The sequence below is a fragment of the Nonomuraea spiralis genome, assembly GCF_014648435.1.
In the GTDB taxonomy this organism is placed as follows: Bacteria; Actinomycetota; Actinomycetes; order Streptosporangiales; family Streptosporangiaceae; genus Nonomuraea; species Nonomuraea spiralis.
In genome coordinates this window covers 92852-118832 of record NZ_BMRC01000024.1, presented here as the reverse complement: position 1 = coordinate 118832, position 25981 = coordinate 92852, and the positions used below count along the sequence as shown (strand labels likewise).

Annotated in this window: 26 protein-coding genes and 1 pseudogene; 16 read left to right on the top strand and 11 right to left on the bottom strand. The window is 71.4% G+C overall.

Features of this window, described 5'->3' with window-relative positions; all coding sequences use genetic code 11:
• The 3 genes and pseudogenes from IEZ27_RS40390 to IEZ27_RS40380 all read right to left on the bottom strand — a co-directional run.
• Nucleotides 1-2165: pseudogene (locus tag IEZ27_RS40390) on the bottom strand (hypothetical protein); the annotation flags it as partial.
• A gap of 100 nt (nt 2166-2265) precedes the next feature.
• On the bottom strand, nt 2266-3264 hold the full coding sequence (locus IEZ27_RS40385; protein ID WP_189652096.1) for a hypothetical protein: 999 nt from the start codon (nt 3262-3264) through the stop codon (nt 2266-2268).
• Between the two features lie 54 nt (nt 3265-3318).
• Complete coding sequence (locus IEZ27_RS40380) at nt 3319-4083, bottom strand: CAP domain-containing protein (RefSeq protein ID WP_189652095.1); 765 nt, start codon at nt 4081-4083, stop codon at nt 3319-3321.
• 322 nt (nt 4084-4405) lie between these two features.
• On the opposite strand from IEZ27_RS40380, the gene rplM reads away from it, so the two are divergent.
• Genes rplM through glmM form a run of 3 tightly spaced genes read left to right on the top strand, consistent with a single transcriptional unit; the run spans nt 4406 to nt 6748 of the window.
• Entirely contained in the window at nt 4406-4849 is a 444-nt protein-coding gene (gene rplM, locus IEZ27_RS40375) for a 50S ribosomal protein L13 (RefSeq protein WP_189652094.1), read from the top strand.
• A gap of 26 nt (nt 4850-4875) precedes the next feature.
• A complete protein-coding gene (rpsI, locus tag IEZ27_RS40370; protein WP_189652093.1) occupies nt 4876-5397 on the top strand; it encodes a 30S ribosomal protein S9 in 522 nt (173 codons plus the stop codon).
• Nucleotide 5398: 1 nt separating this feature from the next.
• Entirely contained in the window at nt 5399-6748 is a 1350-nt protein-coding gene (gene glmM, locus IEZ27_RS40365) for a phosphoglucosamine mutase (RefSeq protein ID WP_189652092.1), read from the top strand.
• A 56-nt stretch (nt 6749-6804) separates the two neighbouring features.
• On the opposite strand, the gene IEZ27_RS40360 is transcribed toward glmM, so the two are convergent.
• The 5 genes from IEZ27_RS40360 to IEZ27_RS40340 are packed head-to-tail and all read right to left on the bottom strand — an operon-like array spanning nt 6805 to nt 11155.
• Nucleotides 6805-7521 (bottom strand): ABC transporter permease, encoded by a 717-nt coding sequence (locus IEZ27_RS40360; RefSeq protein WP_189652091.1) that lies wholly within the window; start codon nt 7519-7521, stop codon nt 6805-6807.
• Nucleotides 7522-8436, bottom strand: a complete 915-nt coding sequence (locus IEZ27_RS40355; protein WP_189652090.1) for an ABC transporter ATP-binding protein — start codon at nt 8434-8436, stop codon at nt 7522-7524.
• Complete coding sequence (locus IEZ27_RS40350) at nt 8433-9287, bottom strand: ABC transporter permease (RefSeq protein ID WP_125644631.1); 855 nt, start codon at nt 9285-9287, stop codon at nt 8433-8435. Before IEZ27_RS40350 ends, IEZ27_RS40355 begins: the two co-directional genes overlap by 4 nt.
• Nucleotides 9280-10188 carry an ABC transporter ATP-binding protein gene (locus tag IEZ27_RS40345; protein WP_189652089.1) on the bottom strand — a complete coding sequence of 303 codons (909 nt, stop codon included), beginning with the start codon at nt 10186-10188 and terminating at the stop codon, nt 9280-9282. The genes IEZ27_RS40350 and IEZ27_RS40345 overlap by 8 nt, the downstream gene beginning before the upstream one ends.
• Nucleotides 10189-10228: 40 nt before the next feature.
• Nucleotides 10229-11155: a DUF389 domain-containing protein gene (locus IEZ27_RS40340; RefSeq protein ID WP_125644628.1), complete on the bottom strand. Its 927-nt coding sequence runs from the start codon at nt 11153-11155 to the stop codon at nt 10229-10231.
• A 63-nt stretch (nt 11156-11218) separates the two neighbouring features.
• Between IEZ27_RS40340 and IEZ27_RS55155 the strand changes: the two genes are divergently transcribed.
• Complete coding sequence (locus tag IEZ27_RS55155; protein WP_260478245.1) at nt 11219-11353, top strand: hypothetical protein; 135 nt, start codon at nt 11219-11221, stop codon at nt 11351-11353.
• Here the strand turns inward: IEZ27_RS55155 and coaA are convergent.
• Nucleotides 11325-12227 carry a type I pantothenate kinase gene (gene coaA / locus IEZ27_RS40335; RefSeq protein ID WP_189652117.1) on the bottom strand — a complete coding sequence of 301 codons (903 nt, stop codon included), beginning with the start codon at nt 12225-12227 and terminating at the stop codon, nt 11325-11327. The two genes, IEZ27_RS55155 and coaA, sit on opposite strands and share 29 nt — an antisense overlap.
• Before the next feature lie 206 nt (nt 12228-12433).
• On the opposite strand from coaA, the gene IEZ27_RS40330 reads away from it, so the two are divergent.
• From IEZ27_RS40330 to tsaD, 12 genes are all read left to right on the top strand, one after another.
• Nucleotides 12434-13843: an alkaline phosphatase PhoX gene (locus tag IEZ27_RS40330; protein WP_189652088.1), complete on the top strand. Its 1410-nt coding sequence runs from the start codon at nt 12434-12436 to the stop codon at nt 13841-13843.
• 13 nt (nt 13844-13856) lie between these two features.
• On the top strand, nt 13857-14207 hold the full coding sequence (locus IEZ27_RS40325; protein WP_125644622.1) for a holo-ACP synthase: 351 nt from the start codon (nt 13857-13859) through the stop codon (nt 14205-14207).
• A 44-nt stretch (nt 14208-14251) separates the two neighbouring features.
• Complete coding sequence (locus IEZ27_RS40320; protein ID WP_189652087.1) at nt 14252-15706, top strand: NAD(P)H-hydrate dehydratase; 1455 nt, start codon at nt 14252-14254, stop codon at nt 15704-15706.
• 61 nt (nt 15707-15767) lie between these two features.
• Nucleotides 15768-16916, top strand: a complete 1149-nt coding sequence (gene alr, locus IEZ27_RS40315) for an alanine racemase (protein ID WP_189652116.1) — start codon at nt 15768-15770, stop codon at nt 16914-16916.
• Nucleotides 16917-16935: 19 nt separating this feature from the next.
• Nucleotides 16936-17985 carry an alpha/beta fold hydrolase gene (locus tag IEZ27_RS40310; protein ID WP_189652086.1) on the top strand — a complete coding sequence of 350 codons (1050 nt, stop codon included), beginning with the start codon at nt 16936-16938 and terminating at the stop codon, nt 17983-17985.
• Nucleotides 17985-18443, top strand: coding sequence for a tRNA (adenosine(37)-N6)-threonylcarbamoyltransferase complex ATPase subunit type 1 TsaE (tsaE, locus tag IEZ27_RS40305; protein WP_268246115.1), 459 nt, complete (start codon nt 17985-17987; stop codon nt 18441-18443). Before IEZ27_RS40310 ends, tsaE begins: the two co-directional genes overlap by 1 nt.
• 166 nt (nt 18444-18609) lie before the next feature.
• Nucleotides 18610-19284, top strand: coding sequence for a hypothetical protein (locus tag IEZ27_RS40300; protein WP_189652085.1), 675 nt, complete (start codon nt 18610-18612; stop codon nt 19282-19284).
• A gap of 3 nt (nt 19285-19287) precedes the next feature.
• Nucleotides 19288-19824, top strand: a complete 537-nt coding sequence (locus IEZ27_RS40295; RefSeq protein WP_189652084.1) for a class F sortase — start codon at nt 19288-19290, stop codon at nt 19822-19824.
• Nucleotides 19825-19837: 13 nt separating this feature from the next.
• A complete protein-coding gene (locus IEZ27_RS40290; RefSeq protein WP_189652083.1) occupies nt 19838-20767 on the top strand; it encodes a phosphotransferase in 930 nt (309 codons plus the stop codon).
• A gap of 27 nt (nt 20768-20794) precedes the next feature.
• A complete protein-coding gene (gene tsaB / locus IEZ27_RS40285) occupies nt 20795-21439 on the top strand; it encodes a tRNA (adenosine(37)-N6)-threonylcarbamoyltransferase complex dimerization subunit type 1 TsaB (RefSeq protein ID WP_189652082.1) in 645 nt (214 codons plus the stop codon).
• Between the two features lie 11 nt (nt 21440-21450).
• On the top strand, nt 21451-21882 hold the full coding sequence (gene rimI / locus IEZ27_RS40280) for a ribosomal protein S18-alanine N-acetyltransferase (protein ID WP_125644612.1): 432 nt from the start codon (nt 21451-21453) through the stop codon (nt 21880-21882).
• Nucleotides 21875-22906: a tRNA (adenosine(37)-N6)-threonylcarbamoyltransferase complex transferase subunit TsaD gene (tsaD, locus tag IEZ27_RS40275; protein WP_125644610.1), complete on the top strand. Its 1032-nt coding sequence runs from the start codon at nt 21875-21877 to the stop codon at nt 22904-22906. The genes rimI and tsaD overlap by 8 nt, the downstream gene beginning before the upstream one ends.
• 39 nt (nt 22907-22945) lie before the next feature.
• Here tsaD and IEZ27_RS40270 read toward each other — a convergent pair whose 3' ends face one another.
• On the bottom strand, nt 22946-24616 hold the full coding sequence (locus IEZ27_RS40270) for a hypothetical protein (RefSeq protein WP_189652081.1): 1671 nt from the start codon (nt 24614-24616) through the stop codon (nt 22946-22948).
• 195 nt (nt 24617-24811) lie between these two features.
• Nucleotides 24812-25978 (bottom strand): class I SAM-dependent methyltransferase, encoded by a 1167-nt coding sequence (locus tag IEZ27_RS40265; protein WP_189652080.1) that lies wholly within the window; start codon nt 25976-25978, stop codon nt 24812-24814.
• Nucleotides 25979-25981 lie beyond the last annotated feature (3 nt).

The following is a 25981-nucleotide window of genomic DNA, read 5'->3' as shown; positions in this document are numbered from 1 at the left end:
GCGGGTGGGGTGGGACGGGCGGCCGTCGTGGCGGCGGGCGGCGGGGTGGTGCTGAGGGCCCGGTAGGCGAAGAAACCGCCGGTCGCCACGCCTGCCAGGGCCAGGGCGCCGAGTGTGACCAGCAGGGCGCGTCTGCTCTTGCCCCGGGCGGGTGGGGGTGGGGGTGGGATCTGGAACGGGGGTTGTCTGAAGGCGCCCGGGGGGAACGTGGGGGTGCCTTGGGGTGGGGTGGGGAGGTCCAGGGCGGTGCTGGGCCTCTTGGTCCACATGTCCTGGTTGAAGGGCAGGTCGGGGAGTCTGTCCTCGGATGGCTTGTCCTCGGACCGCTTGTCCTGGGGCTGCCCTTCTTCTGCTCGGCTCTCTTCCGTCCGCTGGAGGTCTGCGGTTCGGACGTCTGCCCAGGTTTCTGCTCCGCTGTCTGCCCGGTTGTCCGCCCGGTTGTCCGCCGTTTGGTTGGCTGCTGGGCGGGGGGTTGCGGGGTTTTTGTCCTCGGGGCGGTCTTCTGCCGGGTTTCGGGGGGTGGGCTGGTTGTCCCCCTGGTGCCTCTCCTCGATGGGGGGCGTAGGGGATACGGGGGGCCAAACGGGGACGTCGCCGGGCTCCGGGGGGCGGCCCGTCGGGTTGGTGGGGTGGGGCTCGACGTAATGGGCCGTCCGCATGGGGCCGGTGGGCTCCTCGCGGGGGTCGGACGTACGGATGCCCTGGGGTGGGGTGTTCTGGGTTACGGGGTTGTGCTCGTCGTGGGGAGGGGCGGGGGTGGCCTGCTGGTGGGCGGCGGCGTCGCGCTTGGCGGCCTCGGGGTCGAAGTAGTGGGCCGTTCTGGGCAGCCCGCCCGGCCTGGTGGCGTCGGGGTCGTACGGGGAGGCGTCACGGCCGCCGCCGTACAGCGAGGCGTCGGGGGCGTACGGGGTGGTGTCCCGGTCCCGGTTGTACGGGCCGGTGTCGCGGTCCTGCGGCGGGGCGTCGGGGCTGCGGAGGGACGCGGGTGTGGTGGCGTTGAGGTCAGTCGGCGCGCCGGTGGCCGCGGTGAACGCAGGGCTGCTCAGCGGGACCGTGGGGTGGCCGGTCTGGGGGTCCATTGCCGGGCCGGCCTGGGCGCTGGTCGCCGGGTCTGCGGCGTGGCCGGTGGGGTGGCCGGTTTGAGGGGCTGGGGGGGTGGTTGCCGGGTCGTCGGTGTCGGGTTCGGCGACCAGTTCGCCCGTGGCGGCAGGCCAGGGCGGCATGACGTCCGGGTCGGCGACCGGGGCGGGCCAGACCTGCAATCCCGCGGCGGCGGCCGTGAACGCCGGCGGCGGTTCCCACGGCGGCGCGCCCGGCACCACGGGCTTGGCCGGCCAGGCGGGGGGCTCTTCCTCGGGCGTGGCGGCCCACTCTTCGGGGGTGGCGGCCCAGGAGGCGCCCCCCTCACCCTGCCGACCCTGTGACGTGCCGCCTTCGGCACGCGGCCCCCAGGCAGTGTCGCCCTCAGCGCGCGGTCCCCAAGCAGCGTCGCTCTCGGTGCGCGGGGCGGTGGGGTGGTCCTCGGTGGGTGGGGCCCAGGTGGGGGTGTGGTCGGGTTCGGGATCCTGCCTGGGGGTCTCGGGGCGGCCCCAGGTGGCTTCGGCGGCTGTTCGGGGGGCCCATTCGGTTGTGTCGGAGGCTTCGGGGGTCCACGCCGGTTCGTCGGAGGCCGGGGGAGCCCAGGTGGGGGGAGCCGGGGCCGGAGGTTCGGGGGCCCAGCGGGAGGTGTGGGGTGGTTCGGGGGTGGGGGGCCAGGAAGGGGTGGTGTGTCGGTGGGGGGTGGTGAGGGAGTCCTCGTCGGCCCGGGGGCCGCGGGGGGCGCCGGTCGTGGGGTCGTAAGGGACGGGAGGGGTGCCGGCGGTCGGGCGCGTCGGGGGAGCCGGGGCGGCCGTGGGGGCGGTGTCCGGCTCGTCGTCGGCGAACCAGTCGTAGGCGGCCGAGTCGTCGCCGGCCACCTCCCACGGCTGCTGCCCGGGCGACGCCTCGCCGGACTGCGCCTGGGTACGCGAAAGCCGTGCCTCGTCGCCGGTCGGCTCCTCGGACCCGGTGAACGTCCGTGGGACGTCCCCGTCGGTCTGGCCGAAGCTCGGCGGTGGCAGCGCTCGTGCGGTCGTACGGTCGGCTTCCCTGCGATCGTGCTCAGACCCGGGTTCCTGGCCACGCATAGGGGGAGCCTAGCGAGAGTAGCGAGATCGTTATGTCGGTATGGGGGTTCCCGACGGGATCCACCGTCCCTTTTGGGCGGCTATTGGACCCCATGTCGGTTCAGCTCAGCGCGGTCCCCGTCATCGTACGGTTGTCCAGAGCCTTGAAGACGGTCGCGCCGGTGAGGTCCTTGATGGCCTCGAAGATGCGCTTGGAGCCCTTCTTGTCCGGCTTGCTGCCGTCCTTGTTCTGGAACCAGACCATGATCGCGTAGTGGCCGTGGGTCGAGATCCTGGCCCCGCCGCTGCCCGAGCCGAGGAACTTGGTGACGCTGTCCTTGCCAGCCAGTGGCTTGACGTAGTTGCTCGCGTCGCCGACCTTGGCCACCTTGGTCGCGGTGCCGCTCGTCTTGAGGTTGGCCACGCCGATCGTGCCGATCACCTTGCCGGACTTGTCGCGGAAGCTGGCCCGTACGAGCTGGGTGCACTTGCCGGACTTGAGTGCCTTCTGCAGCTTGTCGCCCAGGGCGCCGTCAGTGCACTTCTTGTCCTTGCTGGTGACCGTCATCTCGTACGCGCGCCCGGAGACGGTGATCTTCTTCTTCGAGCCGAAGAACTCCTTGACCGAGATCGGGTCGGGATCGGTCGTACGTCCGGCGGCGAAGCCGTACTTGCCGGGCGGGGTCGAGGGGAGCGGCGCGGAGGTCCTGGTGGGCCTCGCGGCCTCGGTGGTGGTGCTGCCGCCCGCCTTCCACATCAGCGTGAGGCCGCCGCCGAGCAGGGCCAGCAGCGCGACGCCGCCGATCGCGAACCAGAGGGGCGCGCGCGAGCGCCGCCCCTCGTCGTACGGGCTCCAGCCGACCCTGCTCTGCGGCGACGGCGACGACTGTGACGACTCCGACGACGGCGACGACAGCGGCGAGTCCGCCGACTGCGGCGGCTGCCCAGGGTACGGCGGTTGCCCGGATTGCGGCGCTTGCCCAGCGTATGGCGGTTGTCCGAAGAATGTCGTCTGCCCAGAGGGCGACGCCTGCGCCGGTGGGGCCCCTAGCGGTGACTGCCCGGTGGTCTCGCCCCCGGCGGCGCGGCCCCTGCGCGAACGGCGGGGACCGCTGTCCATGCCACGTTCCTCATTGCCGTTGGAAACCATGCGGAGACATTACCGTGATGTTCGTCATTGAGTTCCGAAATCCTGGGTCCACCACGGGCCGTCCGGTCCGGAGGCGACGCCCACGCCGATGGCCTTGAGGGTGCAGTCCAGGATGTTCCTGCGCTGGTCACGGCTGTCCAGCCAGCCGCGTACGGCCTGCTCGGGCGTGCTGTAGCCGTTGCCGATGTTCTCGGCGGCGCCCCAGTGGTACCCGGCGCGGTTCATCCGGTCCCAGGGGGAGGCGCCGTCGGGGGAGTTGTGAGCGAGTTGCCCGGTACGCGCCATCTCCAGCGAGTGCTCGCGCGCCGAGCGCCCCAGCCGGCCGTCCACCCGCAGCGGCCCGCAGCCGCGCTCGGCACGCGCGGCGTTGGTGAGCGCGACGACCCGCGCGGCCAGGCCGGGGATCACCTTGGCCGGCTCGCCGCCGCCGCCGGTGAACACCTGGGTGGGGTCGTCCTGGGCGTCGAAGCCCGCGATCTGCCCTTCGGGGGTCTTCGTGGGCTTGGGGGTGGTTCTGCCGCGCGGGGTCTTGACCGTGGTGGCCTGGCGGGGAATGCGGTCCAGCTCGGGCTGGGCCTTCTTCACAGCGGTCGGCCCCGGACGCCCCGAGGCCGCGGCGGGCGGGGCGGTCTCGTTGAGGTAGATGTGGGCGGTGGGCTCGACGTCGTCGGACAGCCGGCCGAGCAGCACTCCGGTGAACAGGGCCGCCATCAGGCAGGCCAGCACGCCCAGACCGTTCCGGCGCCGCGCGCCCTGCTGGGTTTGCCGGGTGTGAGAGTTCCGCCACATACCGCAGCTAACGATAGAGATGTCGGGTACTGGGAAAGAAGGGATCCCAGGGAAACGAAATGGAACCGTTCTGTCGTCGGGTAGACTCGTGCAGGGTTACCGGTCTTTTGACCTGCGCGCCTTCAGGCGGGTAACCTAATCGTTCGTTGTGTGCATAGGTCCAGCGTGACCGATGCGCGGCGCGTCCGGCGTCATCTCCCATCATCAAGCCCATCGGGTTCGGGAGACGGAAGGTCCGGGCTGCCGTGTGCCCGCACCGACCGACCCATGAAGCTGTCGCATCCGACAGCGCCGAAGACGCGAGCAAAAGAAGGCTACGACCGTGCGCACGTACTCACCGAAGCCCGCCGACGTCCAGCGTCAGTGGTACGTCATCGACGCGACCGATGTCGTGCTGGGCCGGCTGGCCAGCCACGTCGCGAACCTGCTCCGCGGCAAGCACAAGCCGATCTTCGCGAACCACGTCGACACCGGTGACTTCGTCATCGTCATCAACGCCGACAAGATCGCGCTGAGCGGTAACAAGCGTGAGCAGAAGAAGGCGTACCGTCACTCGGGCTACCCGGGCGGTCTGCGTTCCGTCACCTATGGCGAGCTCATGGACAAGCGGCCGGAGAAGGCCGTTGAGAAGGCCGTCAAGGGCATGCTGCCGAAGAACTCCCTCGGCCGGAAGATGGCCAAGAAGCTGAAGGTCTACGCGGGTACCGAGCACCCGCACCAGGCTCAGCAGCCGGTGCAGTTCCAGATCACCCAGATCGCCCAGTAGTAGTTCGAAAGAGTTAGAGGAGAACCGTGGCTGAGCCCACCGGTGTCGAGACGGTCGTCGAGGCCGAGCTGGAGGAATTCTCCGGCGAGGACTTCCCGTCCGAGTACACCACCGAGTCCGCTGCCAGCGCTGACGCGCCCGTGCGCAAGCCCGTCACCACGGGCAACTCGTACGGCACGGGCCGGCGCAAGGAGGCGATCGCCCGCGTGCGCATCGTCCCCGGCACCGGCAAGTGGACGATCAACGGCCGTTCGCTGGACGTCTACTTCCCGAACAAGGTCCACCAGCAGATCGTCAACGAGCCCTTCGTGGTCCTCGGCGCCGAGGAGGCGTTCGACGTGATCGCGCGCATCGACGGCGGCGGCGTCACCGGCCAGGCCGGCGCGCTGCGCATGGGCCTGTCCCGCGCCCTGGCGATCCTGGACGTCGATGTCAACCGCCCGCCGCTGAAGAAGGCCGGCTTCCTCACCCGTGACGCCCGCGCCACGGAGCGGAAGAAGTACGGCCTCAAGAAGGCCCGCAAGGCTCCGCAGTACAGCAAGCGCTAAATTGGCGCGCCTTTTCGGCACCGATGGGATACGTGGGGTCGCTGGTCGCGACCTCACGGCCGAGCTGGCCATGGACCTGTCCGTGGCGGCCGCCCATGTACTCGGTGATGCGGGCGCGTTCGCGGCCACGGGACGTCGTCCCGTGGCCGTCGTGGGCCGGGACCCGCGAGCCTCCGGGGAATTCCTGGAGGCCGCAGTGGTCGCCGGCCTCGCGGCGTCTGGAGTGGACGTGTTGCGCCTCGGCGTGCTGCCCACCCCGGCCGTCGCCCATCTCACCGCCGCGCTCGGCGCCGACCTCGGCGTCATGCTGTCCGCGTCGCACAACCCGGCGCCGGACAACGGGATCAAGTTCCTGGCCAGGGGCGGCTTCAAGCTGTCCGACGCGGTCGAGGACGAGATCGAGCGCCGGCTCGGTGAGAGCTGGTCCTTCCCCGTCGGTTCGGGGGTCGGGCGGGTGCGCGACGCGTACGGCGAGGCCGACCGTTACATCTCGCACGTCCTGACCACTATGACCGCCGCGCTCGACGGCCTGCACATCGTCGTCGACTGCGCGCACGGCGCCGCCCACATGGTCGCGCCCGAGGCGCTGGTACGCGCGGGCGCCCGGGTCGAGGCCATCGGTGCCAGACCTGACGGGCTCAACATCAACGCCGGCCACGGCTCCACCCACCTGGACAAGATCCGCCAGGTGGTCGTGTCCAGGGGCGCCGACATGGGCGTGGCCTACGACGGCGACGCCGACCGCTGCCTCGCGGTCGACCACACGGGCACGATCGTCGACGGCGACCAGATCATGGCGGTGCTCGCCGCTGCCATGCACGGCGACGGCCTGCTGGCCAAGGACACCGTGGTCGCGACCGTCATGTCCAACCTGGGCTTCAAACTGGCGATGCGCGACAGCGGCATCACCGTGATCGAGACCGCGGTCGGCGACCGTTACGTGCTCGAACGCATGAAGTCCGACGGGTTCAACCTGGGCGGCGAGCAGTCGGGTCATGTCATCATGCTCGACCACGCCACCACGGGCGACGGCCTGCTCACCTCGCTCCACCTGCTGGGCGTGGTGGCCAAGTCGGGTGTCCCGCTGAAGGAGCTGGCCGCCGTGATGACCCCGCTGCCGCAGATCCTGATCAACGTCAAGGACGTCGACAAGGGCAAGGCGTCGGTGCCCGAGCTCATCGCCGCCGTGGCCGAGGCCGAGGCGGAGCTGGGGGAGACCGGGCGGGTGCTGATCAGGCCGAGCGGCACCGAGCCCATGATCCGGGTGATGGTGGAGGCGGCGTCGGAGGAGCACGCCAACCTGGTGGCGGGCCGCCTGGCCGACGTGGTCCGTACGGCCTGCGCGTCCTGAGCCGCGTGCGGCGGGTGCGGCCTGGTGCCGCGCCCGCCGGCGTCGTCCGCGCCCCGCTACTCGTCGCCGGTGAGCGCGAACACCCGTAGTCTGCGTCCGGCCCAGAAGACCGCGCCGACGGTGACGATGACCAGCGCCGGGACGGCGAAGCCCAGCGTGACGTCGGTCTTCAGGAACGGCGAGTCGGAGATCTGGTCGGCGATCGTCTGGGACCACTGCTGGATCGAGAACTTGCGGGCCCCCGGGATGAGGTTGCCCACCACGACCTCCCAGACGAGGGCGTAGATGACGCCGATCGTGACCGCGTGCTTGGTCACGACCCCGAGGAACAGGAAGAGGGCGGCGTAGGCGATCCCCGCCACGAGGGCGCCCAGGGCGAAGCCGGCCGCGATGCCGTCCTCGTCGCGTACGAGGATCCAGGCCGCGAGGTAGGTCGGCACCACCGAGAACAGGGCCATGATCGAGGCCGCCACCAGGAACTTGGTCTGGACGATCACGGGCCGGGAGATGGGCTTGGACATCAGGTGGATGACCGTGCCGTCGTCGATCTCGGGGGCGATGACACCCGTGCCCGCGATGACGCCCAGCAGGGGCAGCACGGCGCCGACGGCGAACTTCTGCATCAGAATCACGGCCGAGCGCTGATCGGCGCCGTCCAGCAGGCGCAGCAGCACCGCCAGGCCGATCAGGGTGAGCGGGAGCAGCAGGAGCAGGATGATGCGGCGGCGCCCGAGCAGGGAGCGGTACGTGATGCCCGCGACCACGGTGTTCATTCAGGTGCTCCTGTTGATCAGGTAGGAGAAGACGCTCTCCAGGTCTTCGTCGGCCGGTGAGACCTGGTGCAGGCGGACGCCCTCGTCCCGGGCGACGCGGGGGAGCAGCCGGGCGAAGCGCCGGAACTCGCTCGCCTGGACCTCCAGGCCGTCCGGGCGGAGCGTGATGCCGCCGGCCGACTCGTCGCGGATCAGGGCCGCGGCGAGCTTCCTGTCGTCGCTGGAGCGGATCATGAACAGGTGGGGCCTGTCGGTCATCAGGCGCCTGATCTCGCGGAAGTTGCCCGAAGCCGCGTGCCGGCCCGACACCAGGACCTCGATGTGCTGGGCGACCCGCTCGACCTCCTCCAGGATGTGGGAGCTGAACAGGATCGTCTTGCCCGCGGTGCCCATGGCGCGGATGAGGTCCATCAGGTGAAGGCGCTGGCGCGGGTCCATGCCGTTGAACGGCTCGTCGAGGAGCAGCACGGCCGGATCGTGCACCAGGGCGGCGGCCACCTTGACACGCTGGCGCATGCCCTTGGAGTACGTCTCCACCCGGCGGTCCTTCGGCTCCTCCATCTCGACCGTGGCGAGGGCCTTGCGGGCGGCCTCGACGGGGTCGGGGAGGCCGTGGAGGCGGGCGGCGGACAGGACGAACTGCCAGCCGGTGAGGAAGCCGTACACGCCCTCCCGTTCCGGGACTAGGCCGATATTTCGGTAGATGTTGTGGTTCTTCCAGACCTGGGTGCCGTCCAGGGTGACCGAGCCGCCGGACGGCGCGAGGAAACCGGCCATCATGTGCAGCAGCGTGGACTTGCCCGCGCCGTTGGGGCCGAGCAGGCCGGTGACGCCGGGGCCGATCGTCATGGTCACGTCGTTGACCGCCACCACGTTGCCGTACCAGCGGGAGACCTGGGAGAGCTCGATCCTCATCGCGAGGCCGCCTTCCTGTAGCGCAGCGCGAGGGCGGCCAGGCCGACGCCGATCAGGACCACCAGGATCAGGGCCGAGATCGGGCCGTTGGGGTAGGCGCCCTCGGCGTGGGTCGGGGTGCCGAACAACCACGACTGCACGGAGTCGACCAGCCAGAACGGATCCATCACCCAGGCCCAAGAGGCCGCGGCCTCGTTGCCCGTGGACACCAACGTGCTGTAGATCACCGGCACCGACGCGAACGACAGCAGGTAGACGGTGATCACCGAGGCCACCCCGAGCCCGCGCCGCGGCGTGAACGAGGCGAGGGCCAGGCCGAACGCCGACAGCAGCAGCGCCAGCACCAGCGCCATGAGCAGCGCGCCGAGGTATTCGCCGGTGGCGGGCGGGCCGGGCATGTCCACGAGCAGCTCGCCGATCCACAGGAGTGTCAGCGGCGCGCCGACCAGCAGGAACAGCGCGGTGGTCATCGCGGCGACCTTGGCGGTGACGTACTGGAAGACCGAGATCGGACGGGACAGGTACAGGGGCAGCACGCGGTGGCGCAGGTCGGGCGCGACGACCGTGGGCGCCTGGGAGGCCAGGAAGATCGCCACCACGGCCTGCATGACGACCGCGAACCCGCTGTACGGGATGCCGCGCTGCTGGGCCAGCGCCATCAGCGCGATCGACACGACCATGGGCAGCAACATGATGACGACCAGCGCGAACGGCACGATCTTGCTGCGCGCCGGGCGGCCGAGCCCGAAGATGCCGCGCAGGCTGTGGACGGCGAGCGCGCGGGTGGCGTGGCCGCCGCCCAGGCGGGGGCCGTCGTAGTGCCGGTAGCCGATGTCGTAGATCTCAGACACTGGCCACCTCCTCCCTGAAGACGTCCTCGATGCGGTGGCGTCCCTGTTCGAGGCGGATCAGGCACAGGTCGAGGTCGACGGCGGCGTCGCGGATCGCGTCGAACGTCTCGGGCCCGGCCACCTTGACCACCAGCATGCGGCCCTGCTGGGAGACGGTCTGTCCGGTCTCGGTCAGGCGTCTGGCCAGGGGATCCAGGCCCTCCTCGACCTCGACCGTGACCGTCTGCGTGGCCTGGGTGAAGTCCGCGATCGCCGACGAGCGCAGCAGCCGGCCGGCGTCGATGACGATGACGTGGTCGCAGATGCGTTCGAGCTCGCCCAGCAGGTGGGAGGTGACCAGCACGCTGATGCCGAACTCGGTGCCGATGCGCCGGATCAGCGTCAGCATCTCGTCGCGTCCGCGCGGGTCGAGCCCGTTGGTGGGCTCGTCGAGGAAGACGAGCTTGGGGTCGTGCACGAGGGCTTGGGCCAGCTTGACCCGCTGCTTCATGCCGGTGGAGTAGCCGCCGATCGGGCGGTAGCGCTCTTCGGCCAGGCCCACGTGGCGCAGCACGTCGGCGGCGCGCTCGCGGGCGGCCGTACGCGGCAGGCCGGAGATCCTGGCGAGGTGGACGACCAGTTCGGTCGCGGAGACGTCGGGAGGGAGGCATTCGTGCTCGGGCATGTAGCCGACGAGCCTGCGGATCTCGGCGCCCTGGGCGGTGACGTCGAGGTCGAGCACCCGCGCGACGCCCTCGCTGGGCGGCAGCAGGCCGAGCAGGATCTTGATCAGCGTCGACTTGCCCGCGCCGTTCGCCCCGACCAGGCCGGTGACGCCGGATCCCACGGTCACCGTGAGCCCGTCGACCGCCGTGACGGTGGGGAAACGTTTGGTCAGCCCCTCGGTGGCGAGGATGTGCATGTGGCGGACCCTACCTGGCACAGGGAGGGCGTGGCCTCGTTCACACGGATGAACGCTGTCCTACTTGAGGCCAGAATTTCCGCTGGACCGCGAGCGTGGCCGTGCCTGAGATGATCATGCCGAGCACGTTCACCGCGAGCTGCGAGACCGACCCCGCGACCTCCGCCCAGTCGCCGAGCCCCAGCGCGACGGCGAGGTAGCCGGCCGCCGGGACCGTGGTGACCGAGATGAACACGCCGATCAGGGCCGAGGACTTGCCCGCCGTCACCGACAGGACGCCTGCCGCCCCCGCCAGCAGCGCCACGATGAACGACCACTTGTCCGGCTTGACGATGAACTGCACCTCCGCGTTCACCTTGAGGTTGCCGATGTCGATCCAGCCGAGCCAGTTGGAGACCAGCGCGCAGGCGAAGGTGACGGCGATGGCCACCGTGAAGCCGATGACCAGCGTCCTGAGGGCGGTGGTGATCAGGCGTCCGCGCCGGCCGAGCAGGCCGAAGCAGATGGCCGCGATCGCGCCGAACTCCGGCCCGAGCACCATCGCGCCGACGATCAGGATGGGCGAGTTCTGCAGCACGCCGATGCCCGCGAGCTGCGTGGCGATGGCCAGGAACGCCAGGTACGCCCAGGTGATGCGCGACTCGCTGGAGACCTTGTGGGCCAGCTCCTCCCAGACCACCGCGTCGTCGGGGTCGCCGGGCGCCTCCTCGACCGCCGCCGTGGCGGCCCTGGACAGCGACAGGTCCACCTGCTCGATGGCGATCGAGCCGACGTCCTCCAGCCATTTGAGCCGGCTGATCACCACGTTGGCCGCCTCGCGGGCGGCGTCGCAGAGGACGACGTCGCCCGCCGGCTCGCGGGCGGCGCCGGGCAGGACGACGATGTTGGTGACGCCCGTGCACTCTTCCAGCACCGCGACGGCCTCGTCGCTGCGCCCGGCGGGGACGATCAGTCGCAGATGCAGCACCCCGCCATTCTTGTCCATCGGACGTTGACGTCGTGTTGACCGCCGTACGCGAGGCTGCCTCACATGACTCGCTTCAGATGCCACGATCATGGTGAGGACTGCTGGTTCGCCGACATCGACGACCAGGAGTGCGCGGGCAGGTTCGCCGTCTACGTCTTCGACGAGGTGTTCAGGTCCGGCGAAGCCGTACCCGCCTGACCGCGTGGTCGGCGCCCTTCTTCAGGACGAGGTCGGCGCGGCCTCTGGTGGGGGCGATGTTCTCGACCAGGTTGCGCTCGTTGATGTCGCGCCAGACGTTGACCGCGAACTCCGTGGCCTCCTCGTACGTCAGCTCGGCGATGTACTTGAAGTAGGACTTCGGGTCCTCGAAGGCGGTGCGGCGGAGCTTGTGGAACCGTTCGACGTACCAGGTGCGGATGTCCTCGACCTTCGCGTCCACGTAGATGGAGAAGTCGAAGTAGTCGTTGACCGCGAGGGACGTGGGCGGGGCGGGCTGCAGGACGTTGAGGCCCTCGATGATCAAGATGTCTGGATTTTTCACGACCTGGCGGGCGCCGGGGACGATGTCGTACTCCAGATGGCTGTAGACGGGCGCGTACGCCTCGGGGACGCCCGCCTTGACCTCCGCCACGAACCTGACCAGCGCGCGCCGGTCGTAGCTCTCCGGGAAACCCTTGCGGTGCATGATGCCCTTGGCCTCCAGCACCGCGTTGGGGTAGAGGAAACTGTCGGTGGTGATCAGCTCGACGTGCGGGTGCTCGGGCCAGCGGGCCAGCAGGGTGTGCAGGAGCCGCGCCGTCGTCGACTTGCCGACCGCGACGCTGCCGGCGATGCCCAGGATGTACGGCACCCGCGCCCCTGGATGCCCGAGGAAGGCGCCGAGCACGGTGCTGCGCTGCTTGGACCCGGTGAAGTGCAGGTTCAGCAGCCGGGTCAGGGGGAGGTAGATGTCGGTGACCTCGGTGAGGTCGATGGGATCATCGACGCCGCGCAGGTCTTCCAGCTCGTTTGCGGTGAGAGTCAAGGGCGTGTTCTTGCGGAGTTCGCTCCACTGCTCCCTGCTCAGTTCCACGTAGCCGTTGTTCACCTAGGCAGCGTAGCGATGTAGGACAAATGCGATCATGGGCGGGTGTGGGCCGACGATAATCCACAGCCTGTGGATAAAAACGTGGGATTACCAAAGGATGATTCTGGGAAGGAAGACCGGTCCTGACGATCCGGGCGTACCGGAGGCGGCGGGCGGCTACTGTTCCGGACGTGGCCTCCCGGGAGGGTCTTGTGCATCGTCGCCGCTTCATCGCCAACGTGGTCGCCGCCGCCGGGCCCTTCACCGGGGCCGCCTGCGCCGCGGCCCAGGGCGGCGCCCGGCCGGCTCCGGCGCCGGGGTACGGCCGTCTCAAGCCGGTCGCCGACCTGCGTGACGGCAAGGTACGCCTGCACCTGCCCGACGGGTTCAGGTACCGCTCCTTCAGCGCCGCGGGCGAGAAGTTCTCCGACGGGACCACCGTGCCCGGCAGGCACGACGGCATGGCGGCCTTCGCCGGCCCGAAGGACAGCACGATCCTCGTACGCAACCACGAAGTCAACGGCCCGGTCGGCGCGTTCGGCGACGAGAGCGCCGCCTACGACCCCGCGGCCGGCGGCGGCACCTCGACCCTGCACGTCACCCGCCACGGCGAGGTGATCAGGAGCGGCCCCTCGCTCAACGGCACCATGATGAACTGCTCCGGCGGTCCCATGCCCTGGCGGGCCTGGGTGAGCTGCGAGGAGACGGTCAACGGCCCCGACGTGGGCGACGACTCCTCCGGCGGCGACAACAGCAGGCTCACGCGCGGGCACGGCTACCTGTTCGAGGTGCCCGTCGATCGGGCCGCGAGCGCGCGCCCGATCAGATCGGCCGGCCGCTTCCCGCACGAGTCGGCCGCCTTCGACCCCTCCACCGGAGCCCTCTACCTCACCGAGGACAACTTCTCCTTCCCCTCCGGCTTCTACCGCTACCTGCCGCCCAAGCACCCGGTGCAGGCCGGCCGGCTGCTCGACGGCGGCCGGTTGCAGATGCTCGCCGTCAAGGGCAGGGCGCGCGCCGACCTGTCGCGCGGGCAGCCGGCGGGCGCCTCGTACGCCACCGCGTGGGTGGACATCGACGACCCCGACCCCGCCTTCACCGGCAGGCCGTCCAACGAGGAGGCCGTCCAGGCGGTGGGCCGCCAGGGACGGGCGGGCGGCGCGGCGATCTTCGCCAGGCTGGAGGGCGCGGTGTTCCACCAGGGCGTCGTGTACTTCGTCTCCACCCAGGGCGGGGCGACCGCGCCGGGCGACACGCCGCCCCCCGGGTTCGGCGAGGGGCGGGGGCAGGTGTGGGCGTACGAGACGTGGAGCGGGCGGCTCAGGCTCGTCTACGAGTCCCCGCGCTCGTCGGCGCTCGACCTGCCCGACAACGTGACCGTCAGCCGCCGCGGCACGCTGGTGCTCTGCGAGGACGGCGACGGCGACAACTACCTGCGCGGCCTGACCAGGACGGGCCAGATCTTCGACTTCTGCCGCCTCCAGCCGATCCCGGACGATCCGGGCGCGGAGTTTGCGGGCTCGACGTTCGGGCCGGGCGGGCACACGCTGTACGTCAACGTCCAGGCCAAGCGCGGGCGCTCGTTCGCCATCTGGGGGCCGTGGGAGCGCGGCCTGTTCTGAGTAGCCTGGGGAGATGATCCTGGGTATCGGAGTGGACCTCGTCGACATCGCCCGCTTCGAGGCGGCTCTCGAACGTACGCCGCGGTTGCGGGAGCGGCTGTTCACCGAGGGGGAACGGCCGCTGCCGACGCACTCGCTGGCCGCCCGCTTCGCCGCCAAGGAGGCCGTGGCCAAGGCGCTCGGCGCGCCCAAGGGCCTCGGGCACCTGGAGGCCGAGGTGCGCTGCGACGAACTCGGCAAGCCGGAGCTGCACGTCTCGGGCAAGGTCGCCGACGTCGCGTACGGCCTCGGGGTCAAGCGCTGGCACCTGTCGCTCAGCCACGACGGGGGCGTCGCCGTGGCCTACGTGATCGCGGAGGGATAGCTTCGGATCATGCGCGCGACGGAGCAGCCGAACGGAGTGAGGCCATGAAGACCGCCTACACCGCCGACCAGATCCGGCACGCCGAGCGCACGCTGATGGCGCGCCTGCCCGAGGGCACCCTCATGCAGCGGGCCGCCCACGGCCTCGCCGCCGCCTGCGCCGACCTGCTCGGCCGCGTGTACGGCAGACGGGTCGTCCTCCTGGTCGGCAGCGGCGACAACGGCGGTGACGCCCTCTACGCCGGCGAACGCCTGGCCCGCCGGGGAGCCCGCGTGGAAGCGGTCCTGGCCGGCTCCAAGACGCACGAGGCCGGCCTGCGCGCCTTCCTGGACGCCGGCGGCCGGGTCGCCGAGCAGGCGGCCGTCGGCGAGGCCGACCTGATCGTCGACGGGCTGGTCGGCATCGGGGTCTCGGGCGCGCTGCGCGAGCCGTACGCGCGGCTGGCGGAGGAGGCGAACACGGCCCACGGCACGGTCGTCGCCGTGGACGTGCCGAGCGGCGTCGACGCGAGCACCGGGCAGGTCGCGGGCGCGGCGGTGCGGGCGCGGGTGACGGTGACGATGGGGGCGTACAAGACGGGGTTGCTCGTCGATCCGGGGGCCGCGCACACGGGCACCGTCGAGCTGGTCGACATCGGGCTCGGCCCCTTCCTGCCCGACCCCGACGTCGCGGCGCTGACCCGCGCGGACGTGGAGGACCTGCTGCCGCGGCCCGGCAACGAGTCCGACAAATACCGCAGGGGCGTGCTCGGGGTCGCCGCGGGCAGCGACCTGTACACCGGCGCGGCCGTGCTGGCCGTCGGCGGCGCGCTGCGGGCCGGCGCGGGTCTGGTCCGCTACGCCGGCACGCACGAGCCCGTCCAGCAGGTACGCGCCCACTGGCCCGAAGCGGTGATCACCCCGCTCGACCGGCCGTCGATCGAGCACGTCGGCCGTGTCCAGGCCTGGCTGCTCGGCCCCGGGCTCGGCACCGGCGACTGGGCGCACGAGCTGGCGGCGCGCGTGCTGGCCTCGGACGTCCCCGTGCTGATCGACGCCGACGGGCTGACGCTGGTGGCCCGCGACCGGTCGTTGCTGCGCAGGCGCGCGCCCGTGCTGATCACGCCGCACGCGGGCGAGTTGTCGCGGCTGATCGGCGTGAGCCGCGACGACATCGAGGCCGCCCGGCTGGAGCACGTCCGGCGGGCCGCGGCCGAGCTGGGCGTGACCGTGCTGCTCAAGGGCTCGACCACGGTGGTGGCCGAGGAGGCGAGGCCGGTGCGGGTCAACGGGACGGGCACGTCGTGGCTGGCCACCGGCGGCACCGGCGACGTGTTGTCAGGCGTGGCGGGCGCGCTGCTGGCCCAAGGGTTGGGCTGTTACGACGCGGCCTCCGTCGGCGCGTACCTGCACGGGCTGGCCGGCCGGCTGGCCGCCCGCGGCGCCCCGCTCACCTCCGCCGGGGTGGCGACGGCCGTCCCCGAGGCCATCCGCTCCGTCCACGGCGAACCCCGCCCCTGAGCGGCGCGAACCGCGCTCGACCACCCGTCTGAGCTGCCACACTGGAGAGATGTACTCCTCGATGGCCACCCCCGCCGAGGCGCGGGTCGACCTGGCCGCCATCCGGCGCAACGTCGCCCTGCTGAAGGAGCGCGCGGGCGGCGCCGAGTTGATGGGGGCCGTCAAGGCCGACGCCTACGGCCACGGGCTCGTCCCCTCGGCCAAGGCGGTGCTGGAGGGCGGCGCGTCCCGGCTGGGCACGGCGTTCGTCGGCGAGGCGCTCGCGCTGCGCGCCGGCGGGGTCACCGCGCCCGTCCTGGCCTGGCTGATCACCCCGGGCGAGCCCCTCGACCGGGCCGTCGAAGAGGACATCGAGCTGTCGGCGGCCCACGAGGGCCTGCTCGTCGAGATCGCCGCCGCCGCCCGCCGCGCGGGCCGCCCGGCGCGGCTCCACCTGGAGGCCGACACCGGCATGGGCAGGGGCGGCGCGCCGCTGGCCGCCTGGCCGGGCCTGCTGAGCAAGGCGCTGGAGCTGCGGGCGGAGGGCGTCGTCGAGATCGTCGGCGTGTGGTCCCACTTCGCCTGCGCCGACGTCCCCGGTCATCCCTCGGTCGGGCAGCAGCTGGAGGCGTACGAGAGCGCGCTGAAGCAGGCCGAGCAGGCGGGCGCCGCCGGGTCCTCCGTGATCAGGCACGTGTCCAACTCGGCGGCCGTCCTGACCCTGCCCGCCGCCCGCTTCGACCTGGTCCGGCCAGGCATCGCCATGTACGGCCTGAGCCCCGTCCCCGAGCTGGGCGACTTCGGGCTGCGTCCCGCCATGACGCTGACGGCCAGGATCGCCCTGACCAAGCGGGTCCCGGAGGAGTCGGGCGTGTCCTACGGGCACCTCTACGTCACCGACCGCGAGACCACCCTCGGCCTCGTCCCGCTCGGCTACGCCGACGGCATACTCCGGCACGCGACGGGAAGAGCCGAGGTGCTGGCGGGCGGGCGCCGCCGGAAGGTGGCGGGCCGGGTGTGCATGGACCAGTTCGTGATCGACGTGGGCGACGACCCCTTGTCGCCCGGTGACGAGGTCGTGCTGTTCGGCCCGGGTGACGGGGGAGAGCCGACCGTTCAGGAATGGGCGGATACCCTCGGCACGATCACTCATGAGATCGTGACCAGGATCGGTTCCCGGGTGCCACGGGTCCACCAGCATGTGACCACGGACACTCCGGAGCGGCCATGAGCGGAGAAGGATCGGGGACATGACGACGACAACACGGCGCAGGGTCGGGATCGCCGGCGCGATCGTCGGAGCGGCCTCGGCCGGCGTCGCGGCGGCCGCTCTGGCCAAGCGCATCGCGGTCGGCCGGATCAGGCTGCGGCACGACGAGGAGGCCAGCGAGCCGTTCGGCGAGCTGCGCGGCAGGGAGCACACGCTCGTCACCTCCGACGGCGTGGCGCTGCACGTGGAGATCGACGGCCCCGAAGACGCGCCGCTGACGATCGTGTTGTGCCACGGCTACTGCCTCAACCTCGAATCGTGGCACTACCAGCGCAAGGACCTGCGCGAGAACTACCGCCTCGTGTTGTGGGACATCCGCTCCCACGGCCGTTCGCAGCGCGGCACGGCCGACGACAGCACGATCGACCGGCTCGGGCAGGACCTGGCCGAGGTGATCGAGGAGTTCGTGCCCGGTCCGTGCGTGGTGGTCGGCCACTCCATGGGCGGCATGACGATCATGGCGCTGGCCGACAGCCGCCCTGAGCTGTTCGGCGAGAAGATCCGGGCGGTCGCGCTCATCGCGACCTCGGCGGGCAAGCTGGCCGAGCTGACGCTCGGGCTGCCGGCGATGGTGTCGAAGGCCGTGCACAAGATCGCGCCGTCCACCGTGTCGCTGCTCGGCAGGAAGGGCTCGCTGATCGACAAGACCCGCTCCGCGGGCAGCGACATCGCCTTCCTGATCACCCGCCACATGGGCTTCGGCGATTCCTCCAACGTCAGCCCGACCGTGGTCGACTTCGCCGAGTCGATGATCAGGCAGACCCCCACCGAGGTGTTCGCCGCCTTCTACCCGGCCCTGATGAACCACGACAAGCTGTCCGCGCTGCACGTGCTCGACCCGGTCCCGACCGCCATCGTCTTCGGCGATCGCGACTGGCTGACCCCGCCCGACCACAGCAGGGCCATCGCGGCCGCGCTGCCCAAGGCGCAGCTCGCCGAGATCCCCGACACCTCCCACCTGGTCCAGCTGGAGCGTCCCGGGATCGTCAACGACGCGCTGCGCGACCTGATCAAGCGAGTGGAGTTGTAGTGCGACTGGCGACAGCGGAGGACATGCGGGCCTACGGCACGCGCCTGGCGGCCCACCTGCGCCCCGGAGACCTGGTCGTGTTGTCCGGCCCGCTCGGCGCCGGCAAGACCACGCTGGTCCAGGGCATCGCCGAGGGTCTCAAAGTACGCGGGCCGATCACCTCGCCCACCTTCGTGATCGCCAGAGTGCACCCGTCGCTGCACCAGGGCCCGCCCCTGGTGCACGCCGACGCCTACCGGCTGGGCGGCGACCTGGAGGTCGACGACCTCGACCTCGACGCCTCGCTGGAGGAGTCGGTCACCGTGGTCGAGTGGGGTGAGGGCCTGGTCGAGGGGCTGGCCGAGGACCGGCTGGAGATCCACATCGACCGGGAGACCGGCGACGACGCCCGCCTGGTGACCATGCGCGGGGTGGGGGCGCGGTGGGCCGACACGCCGTCTGATCCGGCGGAAGGCTAAAACCTCCGTCAATCCCTGGCAAAACTGGCACCCTTGACGTACCCGGCCGATGACATAAATCATGATCGTTGGTCAGGGATTTGCCCAGAATTTCTGGGTATCAGGAGGGGCGACATCCGCATATTTGGTGGATGCTGGGTGCAGGACGGCAAAGTGGGGTGCGGCGGTGCTCAGGGTCAGGCGAGTCGCGTACGCGGGTGCCATCATGGTGGTCGGGCTGACCGGTTGTGCGGCCTCGGCCGAGACCACACCGACGGAGACACCGACAGGCGCGGCGACGACGTCCGCCACGGCCGACGCGACCGCCACCACGACCGCTCCACCGGCCACCAAGAGGCCGAACATCGCGGTCCAGCTCAACCCCGACCGGGTCACGGCGGGTGAGACGTCCAAGGTGTGGATCCTGGCCAACTGCCCGCTGCCGTCCGGCGGTCCGGCCCACACGGGCACCGCGACCTCGCGGGCGTTCATCAACGGCGTCCCGCTCAACCCCGTACCGGCGGCGTCGGCCACGCCCACCGCGACCAGCAGCCCGGCCAACGGCTCACCCTGGGTACGCGGCGAGGCGACGGTCTCCGGCACGGTCAAGCGCGGCTCGTACACCGTCGACGTCAAGTGCGAGGGCACCAATGACGTCGGCAAGGCCACGCTCAAGGTGGCCAGGGCCGAGGCCGAGCCGACCGGCGTGCCCACCAAGGCGCCCAGGGCGGGCGGCGGCGGCACCTTCGGCCAGGACGTCGACGACGAGTCCTCCTTCCCGCTCGGCCCCGCAGGCGCGCTGATCGCCCTGGCGCTCGTCGGAGGCGCGGTCGTGGCGGTCAAGCGGCGCAGCCGGGCGTAGTCGATGGCACGTCCAGGACGGGTGGTGCTCGCGGGCGCCGCCACGGGCCTGCTGCTGGTCGCGTTCGGCAAGAGCATGCAGAGCTCCTCCACGCCCGCGGCGGCGGTGGTGCCCAAGAGCATCGACATCCCGTCGATCGACGTCGAGGCCCCGCTGATGAAGCTCGGGCTGAGCAAGGACGGCGAGGTCGAGCTGCCGCCGTACGAGAAGCCGAAGATGGCCGGCTGGTTCAGCGGCAGCGCGGTGCCCGGCGAGAAGGGCGCCTCGGTGATCATCGGCCACGTCGACACCAAGACCGCCCCCGCCGTGTTCTACAAGCTCAGGCAGTTACGCAAGGGCGAGACCGTCAAGGTGGAACGCAGCGACGGCAAGGTCGTCAGCTTCAAGGTGGACGCCATCGAGCAGGTCTCCAAGGACCACTTCCCGGCAAGGCGGGTGTATGTGGACGACGGGCTGAAACTGGTGACCTGTGGCGGTAAGTTCGACTACTCCAAAGGCGAGTACGTCGACAACATCATCGTCTACGCCTCCAAAGCCTGACCCAGACGGAGCTATGAGCACAGACACCAACCCGCCCGCGTCCGGTGCCCGCGTGCCCTGGGAGGACGTCCACCCGCTGGTGCGCGAGGCGGTCGAAGCCTTCCTCGGCGGCCCGATCGTCGAGGCCGTCACCCAGCAGGGAGGCTTCTCCCCGGCCGCCGCGGTGCGTCTGCGGACCGCGGCGGGTCGGCGCGCGTTCGTCAAGGCCGTCGGTCCCGAGCCCAATCCCGACAGCGTCGCCATCTACCGGTCCGAACTCAGGAACGCCGCCGCGCTGCCCGAGTCGGTCCCCGCACCGAAGCTGCTGACCGGCTTCGAGCTGGAGGGCTGGGTGACGCTGGTCTTCGAGGACGTCGAGGCCGTCCACCCCGCGATGCCCTGGCGGCGCGACGAGCTCGACCGGGTGCTCCTGGCGCTGAAGGAGATGTCGGCCGCGCTCAGCCCGTCGCCGATCGCGGCTCCCACGGTCGGCGAGGTCATGGGCGACTCGTTCCAGGGCTGGCGCAGCCTCCTCGACGAGGACACTTCGGGGCTCGACCCGTGGGCGCTGCGCAACCTGACCGAGCTGGCCGCGCTGGAGTCCGGCTGGGCCGCCGCGGCGGCCGGCGACACGCTGGTCCACGCCGACCTGCGGGCCGACAACATCCTGCTCACGTCCGACCGCGTCTACGTCGTCGACTGGCCCTGGGCCTGCCTGGCCGCGCCCTGGTACGACCGGGTCGCCATGTTGCCGTCGGTCGCCATGCAGGGCGGCCCCGCCCCGCACGAGCTGTTCGACGATCCCGACCCGGCGGTCACCGCGGTGCTCGCGGCGATCACCGGCTACTTCGTCCGGCAGGGCCGCCAGGCCGACCCGCCTGGGCTGCCCACGCTCAGGGCGTTCCAGCGGGCGCAGGGCGTGGTCGCGCTGGAGTGGCTGAAACGGCGTACCGGCTGGGTGTGACCCGTGCGGCGGGTAGGCTAAACAGTCGTGCTGGTCCTGGCCTTTGATACCGCGACGCCCGCCGTCACCGCCGCCCTCCACGACGGCGAGCGGGTGCTCGCCGAGTCCACGACGATCGACGCCCGCCGCCACGGCGAGCTGCTCGTCCCCACCATCGAACGTGTGCTGGCCGACTCCGGCGCCGCCCTGCGTGACGTGACGGCCATCGTCGCGGGCAGCGGCCCGGGGCCGTACACCGGTCTGCGCGTCGGTCTGATGACCGCCCAGGGGCTCGCGACGACGCTCGCCGTCCCCGCGTACGGCATCTGCACCCTCGACGCGGTCGCCTACGGCAGCGGGCTCGGCGAGCCGTTCCTCGTCGCCACCGACGCCCGGCGCAAGGAGGTGTTCTGGGCGCGTTACCAGGACATGCGCACCCGCGCCGACGGGCCGTTCGTCGACCGGCCGGCCGACGTGCCCGTCGAGGGCCTGCCGGTCGTCGGCGCCGGCGCCGCGCTCTACCCCGACGTCCTGGGCGACCACGACGCCCCGCCCTACCCCTACGCGGGCGCGCTGGCCGCGCTGGCCGCCGAGCGGCTGGCCGAGGGCACCCCTCTCGACCCGCCGCGGCCCATCTACCTGCGCCGGCCCGACGCGGTGGTGCCCGGCGCGCCCAAGCGGGTGACGGCGTGAGACTTCGGCCGATGACCGAGGCCGACCTACCCGCGGTCATGGCGATCGAACGCGCCATGTTCCCGCTCGACGCCTGGAGCGAGGGCATGATGCGCGGCGAGCTGGCCGACATGCCACGCTCGCGCCACTACCTGGTGGCCCTGGTCGACGACGAGATCGTCGCCTACGCCGGCATCGCCACCGCGGCCGACCAGGCCGACGTGCAGACCATCGCCGTGCTGGAGAAACACCAGGGCACCGGCATCGGCAGCGCGATGCTGACCGAGCTGCTGGCCGAGGCGGGGCGCAGGGGAGCGCGCGAGATCTTCCTGGAGGTACGCGCCGACAACCCGCGCGCCCAGGCCGTCTACCGGCATTTCGAGTTCGAGGAGATCGGCACCCGCCGCCGCTACTACGACGACGGCACCGACGCGATCATGATGAGAAGGAAGCTGGATGGCTGACGCACCCCTGGTCCTGGGCATCGAGACGTCCTGCGACGAGACCGGCATCGGCATCGTCAGAGGCCACACGCTCCTCGCCAACACCATCGCCTCCAGCATGGACGAGCACGCCAGGTACGGCGGCGTGGTGCCCGAGGTCGCCTCCCGCGCGCACCTGGAGGCCATGACCCCGACCGTGGAAGCGGCGCTGGCCGAGGCCGGGCTCAAGTTCTCCGACATCGACGCCATCGCCGTCACCGCCGGGCCGGGCCTGGCCGGGGCGCTGCTGGTGGGCGTGGCCGCCGCCAAGTCGTACGCGCTGGGCCTCGGCGTCCCGCTCTACGGCGTCAATCACCTGGCCGCCCACGTGGCGGTCGACCAGCTCGAACACGGGCCGCTGCCCAAGCCGTGCATCGCCATGCTGGTCTCCGGCGGCCACTCCTCGCTGCTGCTGGTGCCCGACGTGGCCGACGACGTGATCTCGCTCGGCTCGACCGTCGACGACGCGGCCGGCGAGGCGTTCGACAAGGTGGCCCGGGTGCTCGGCCTGCCCTTCCCCGGCGGCCCGCACATCGACCGGGCCGCCCGCGAGGGCTCGGGCACCGCCGTCGCCTTCCCCCGGGGCAAGATCGACGACGGCACGCTCGACTTCTCCTTCTCCGGCCTCAAGACCGCCGTGGCCCGCTGGGTCGAGGCGCGCGAGGCGTCCGGGCAGTCCATCCACGTGCCCGACGTGGCCGCCTCCTTCCAGGAAGCCGTGGTCGACGTGCTGACCCGCAAGGCGTTGCAGGCGTGCAAGAAGTACGACGTGCACGACCTGCTGATCGGCGGCGGCGTGGCGGCCAACTCGCGGCTGCGGGCGCTGGCCCAGGAACGTTGCGACGCGGCGGGCGTACGGCTGCGGGTGCCGCGGCCGGGGTTGTGCACCGACAACGGCGCGATGGTCGCCGCCCTGGGGTCCGACCTGGTGGCGGCGGGTGTGACGCCCTCGACCCTGGAGATCCCGGCCGACTCGTCGTTGCCGATCACGACGGTCCACGTCTGAGCCCTGGCGGCGGGGCGTTCCCCCGCCGCCGGGCGGTGCTCAGTCCTTCGTCCTGGTGGGCCGGAGCAGGGCCTCGGCCAGCGCCAGCATGGTCTCCTCCAGCGCGGCCAGCCGCTTGGTGAGGTCGTCGGTGGCAGGCTGCACGATGCCGCTGACCGTCTCGCTCAGCTCGTCGCGGTCGGGGCGGGAACGTACCAGCTCGGTCAGCGCGTCGGCGGCGGCCGACAGGCGGTCGGCCTGGGCGCCGGCCTGTGACTGGATCAGCTCGCCCACCCGCTCTGGGATGGCCAGGGCGGCGGGGAGCTGGCTGACGTGCTGGTTCATGGCCTTGACGCGGTCGTCGACCGACTCCAGGTGCTCGCTGGCCTGCTCGGCCCGCGTGGCCAGGCCGTTGAGGTGGGTGCCGAGGCCGTTGAAGCGGCTGTCGAGGCCGCTGAACTGGCCGTCGAGGGTGTCGAACCGGGTGATCAGGTGCTCCTCGGCCTCGACCAGCCGCTCGTCGATCGACTCCATCTGGTTGTCGAGCTTGTTGAAGCGGCCCTCGCTGCGGGTGGCGGTCTCGGTGAGGTGCTGGTCGGTGGCCGACACGTGCTCGTCGAGCGAGCCCAGGCGGCCGTCGAGGCCGTCGAGCCTGGTGTCGATGTCGGCCAGGCACTCGTCGGCCGACTCCAGCCTGCTGTCGAAGCCGGTGAGCCGGGTGTCGAGCCCCTTGAGCCGGCCCTCGACCCGGTCGAGCCGGGCGTCGACGCCGTCGAGCCGCCCGGTGAGCCGCTGCTCGCTCTCCCCGAGCTGCACGGCGAGGTGCCGGTCGGACTCGTCGAGACGGACGGTGAGCCGCTGCTCGACGTCGGTCAGCCGGACCGTGAGCCGCTGGTCGGCCTCGTCGAGCCTGGCGGCGGCGCGCTCGTCGGCGCGGTCGAGCCGCGCGGTCAGGCGTTCGTCGGTCTCGTCGAGGCGGCCCGCCAGGCGCTTGTCGGCCTCGTCGAGACGGGCGGCGAGATGCAGGTCGGCGTCGTCGAGCCGGGCGGTCAGGCGCTGCTCGGCCGCGTCGATCCTGACCGCCGCCTGTTCGGCCGCGGCGGCGACGCTCTCGGTCAGCCCGCCGACCGCGCTCTCGACCCGTTCGGTACGGCCCGACAGGTCGGCGACCGACTTGTCGAGCCGGGTGAAGCGGCTGGCCGCGGCCTCCATGCTGGAGTTGAGCTGCGTCAGCTTGGTGGCGAAGTCGGACATGCCCTGGGTGATGCCGTCGGTGGTGTCGAGCACGGACTGGAGGCGTTTGAGCGCCTCGTCCACGGCCTCGCCCACGGTGCCCAGGTCCGCCCACAGGCTCGGCAGCTCGGCCACCGGCGCGACCCGGGCGTCGACGTGGCCGATCTTCTCCCCGACGGCGTCCACGTGGTCGCGTACGGCCTCGACGTGCTGGGCCAGGCCCTCGGCCCACATCGGCGGCTTGGCGGTGATCTCGTCGAGCCGCCCGCTCACCGATTCGAGGGTGCCGCTCAGGCCGCCCAGCTCGCGTTCGCGCACCTCGCGCAGCAGCCACTCCATGCCTTCAAGGCGCTGGCGGATCTCGTCGAGGACGGCTCCCTGGGTGCGCTGCTCGTAGACGTGGTCCTGGGCGGCACGCGCGAGGAGGTCTCGCATCCTCTCGGAGATGGCGGACTGGCCGCCCGCCTGAAGAAGGGTGGTGTGGTTGGAATGGTCCACCGAAAGGCTCCTTCGCTCGCCGACGGTCTGCCGCGCAGCGGTGGGATAGGTCCGGTTTGCAGATGAAAGGGCGAGTACGCGGGTTACCGCATAAGGGGGAGAACTCCCGCCCGTCAACCTTAGCCTTTCGATCAACGTCCGGCAGGGCCGAAGTGAAAGATCGTATTTAGCGGAAGAATGACCGCTTTGGATTGTTCAAGCAGGTGAGATGGGGTTGCAGATGAGAACCGAAGGTTTATCAAGAATGCGGGTCAGAATGACGATGCCGGATTTGTCGCCGGAAAGTCGGAGGTCGGTCCGCAGGCGCTCGATGTCGATCGCGGAGGCGCGCTTCTTGATGGTGACGTTCCCGATCCGGCGTTCGCGGAGAGCCGCGCGGAGCCTTTTCAGCGAGAACGGCATGACCTCGTCCACCTCGTATCCGGTGGCCCAAGGGGTGTCGGCCGGCTCGTCGGCGGTGATGTAGGCGATCATGGGGTCGGCCAGGCGGCCGTTGATCATTTCAGCCACCTCGCCCACGAGATGGGCCCGGATCGCCGCGCCGTCGGGCTCGTAGACGTAACGTCCCATCGGGCCGACGGGGGCCTCGACCCCCGTGGCGGCCAGGGTGTGGCCGGTGGGCAGCAGGGTGGCACGGCGGGCGACCCCGATGCCGGGGCCGGTCCACAGGGTGGCCTCCTTGACCTCGCCCTTGTACGACACCCACTCGGCCTCGGCGTCCTCGGGGATGAACTCGTACGGGATGCCGGGGGCGACCTTCAGGCACGCCCGCGGGGCCCGCGCGACCAGGTCGAGCACGACCGGCCAGGGCGGCGAGTAGGCCATGGGGTCGAACGTGCGGCCCTTGCCGCTGCGCCGGGCCGGGTCGGCGAACAGCGCGTCGTACTCCTCGGGCCGGACCTGCGCCGCGTCGCCCACGGAGACCCGCACCCGGTCGGCCAGCCCGAGCGCGTCGGCGTTGGCCCTGGCCACGGCGACGGTCAGCGGGTCGAGGTCGACGGCGTCGACGTCGCAACCGGCGCGGGCGAGCGCCAGGAGGTCGCCGCCGACGCCGCAGCACGCGTCGATCACCCGCGCGCCGCCGCCCATGCGCCGGGCGCGGTGGGCGGCGACCTCCTTGCGGGTGGACTGTTCCAGGCCGTGCGGTGTGAAGTACATCGCCTCGGCGTCGGCGCCGAACTTCGCCCTGGCGCGTTCCCGCAGCGCCGCCTGCGTGAGCGCGGCGGAGGTGAGCGCCGCGTCGTAGGTGCGGCGCAGCCGGGTCGCCGCGGCGACCGGGTCGGCCCCGGCCAGCTCCGCGGCCTCCGCCAGTGCCCGCTGCCCGCGCGGGGTCAGCAGCTCGCCGAACGCGTCGAGATCCATGTA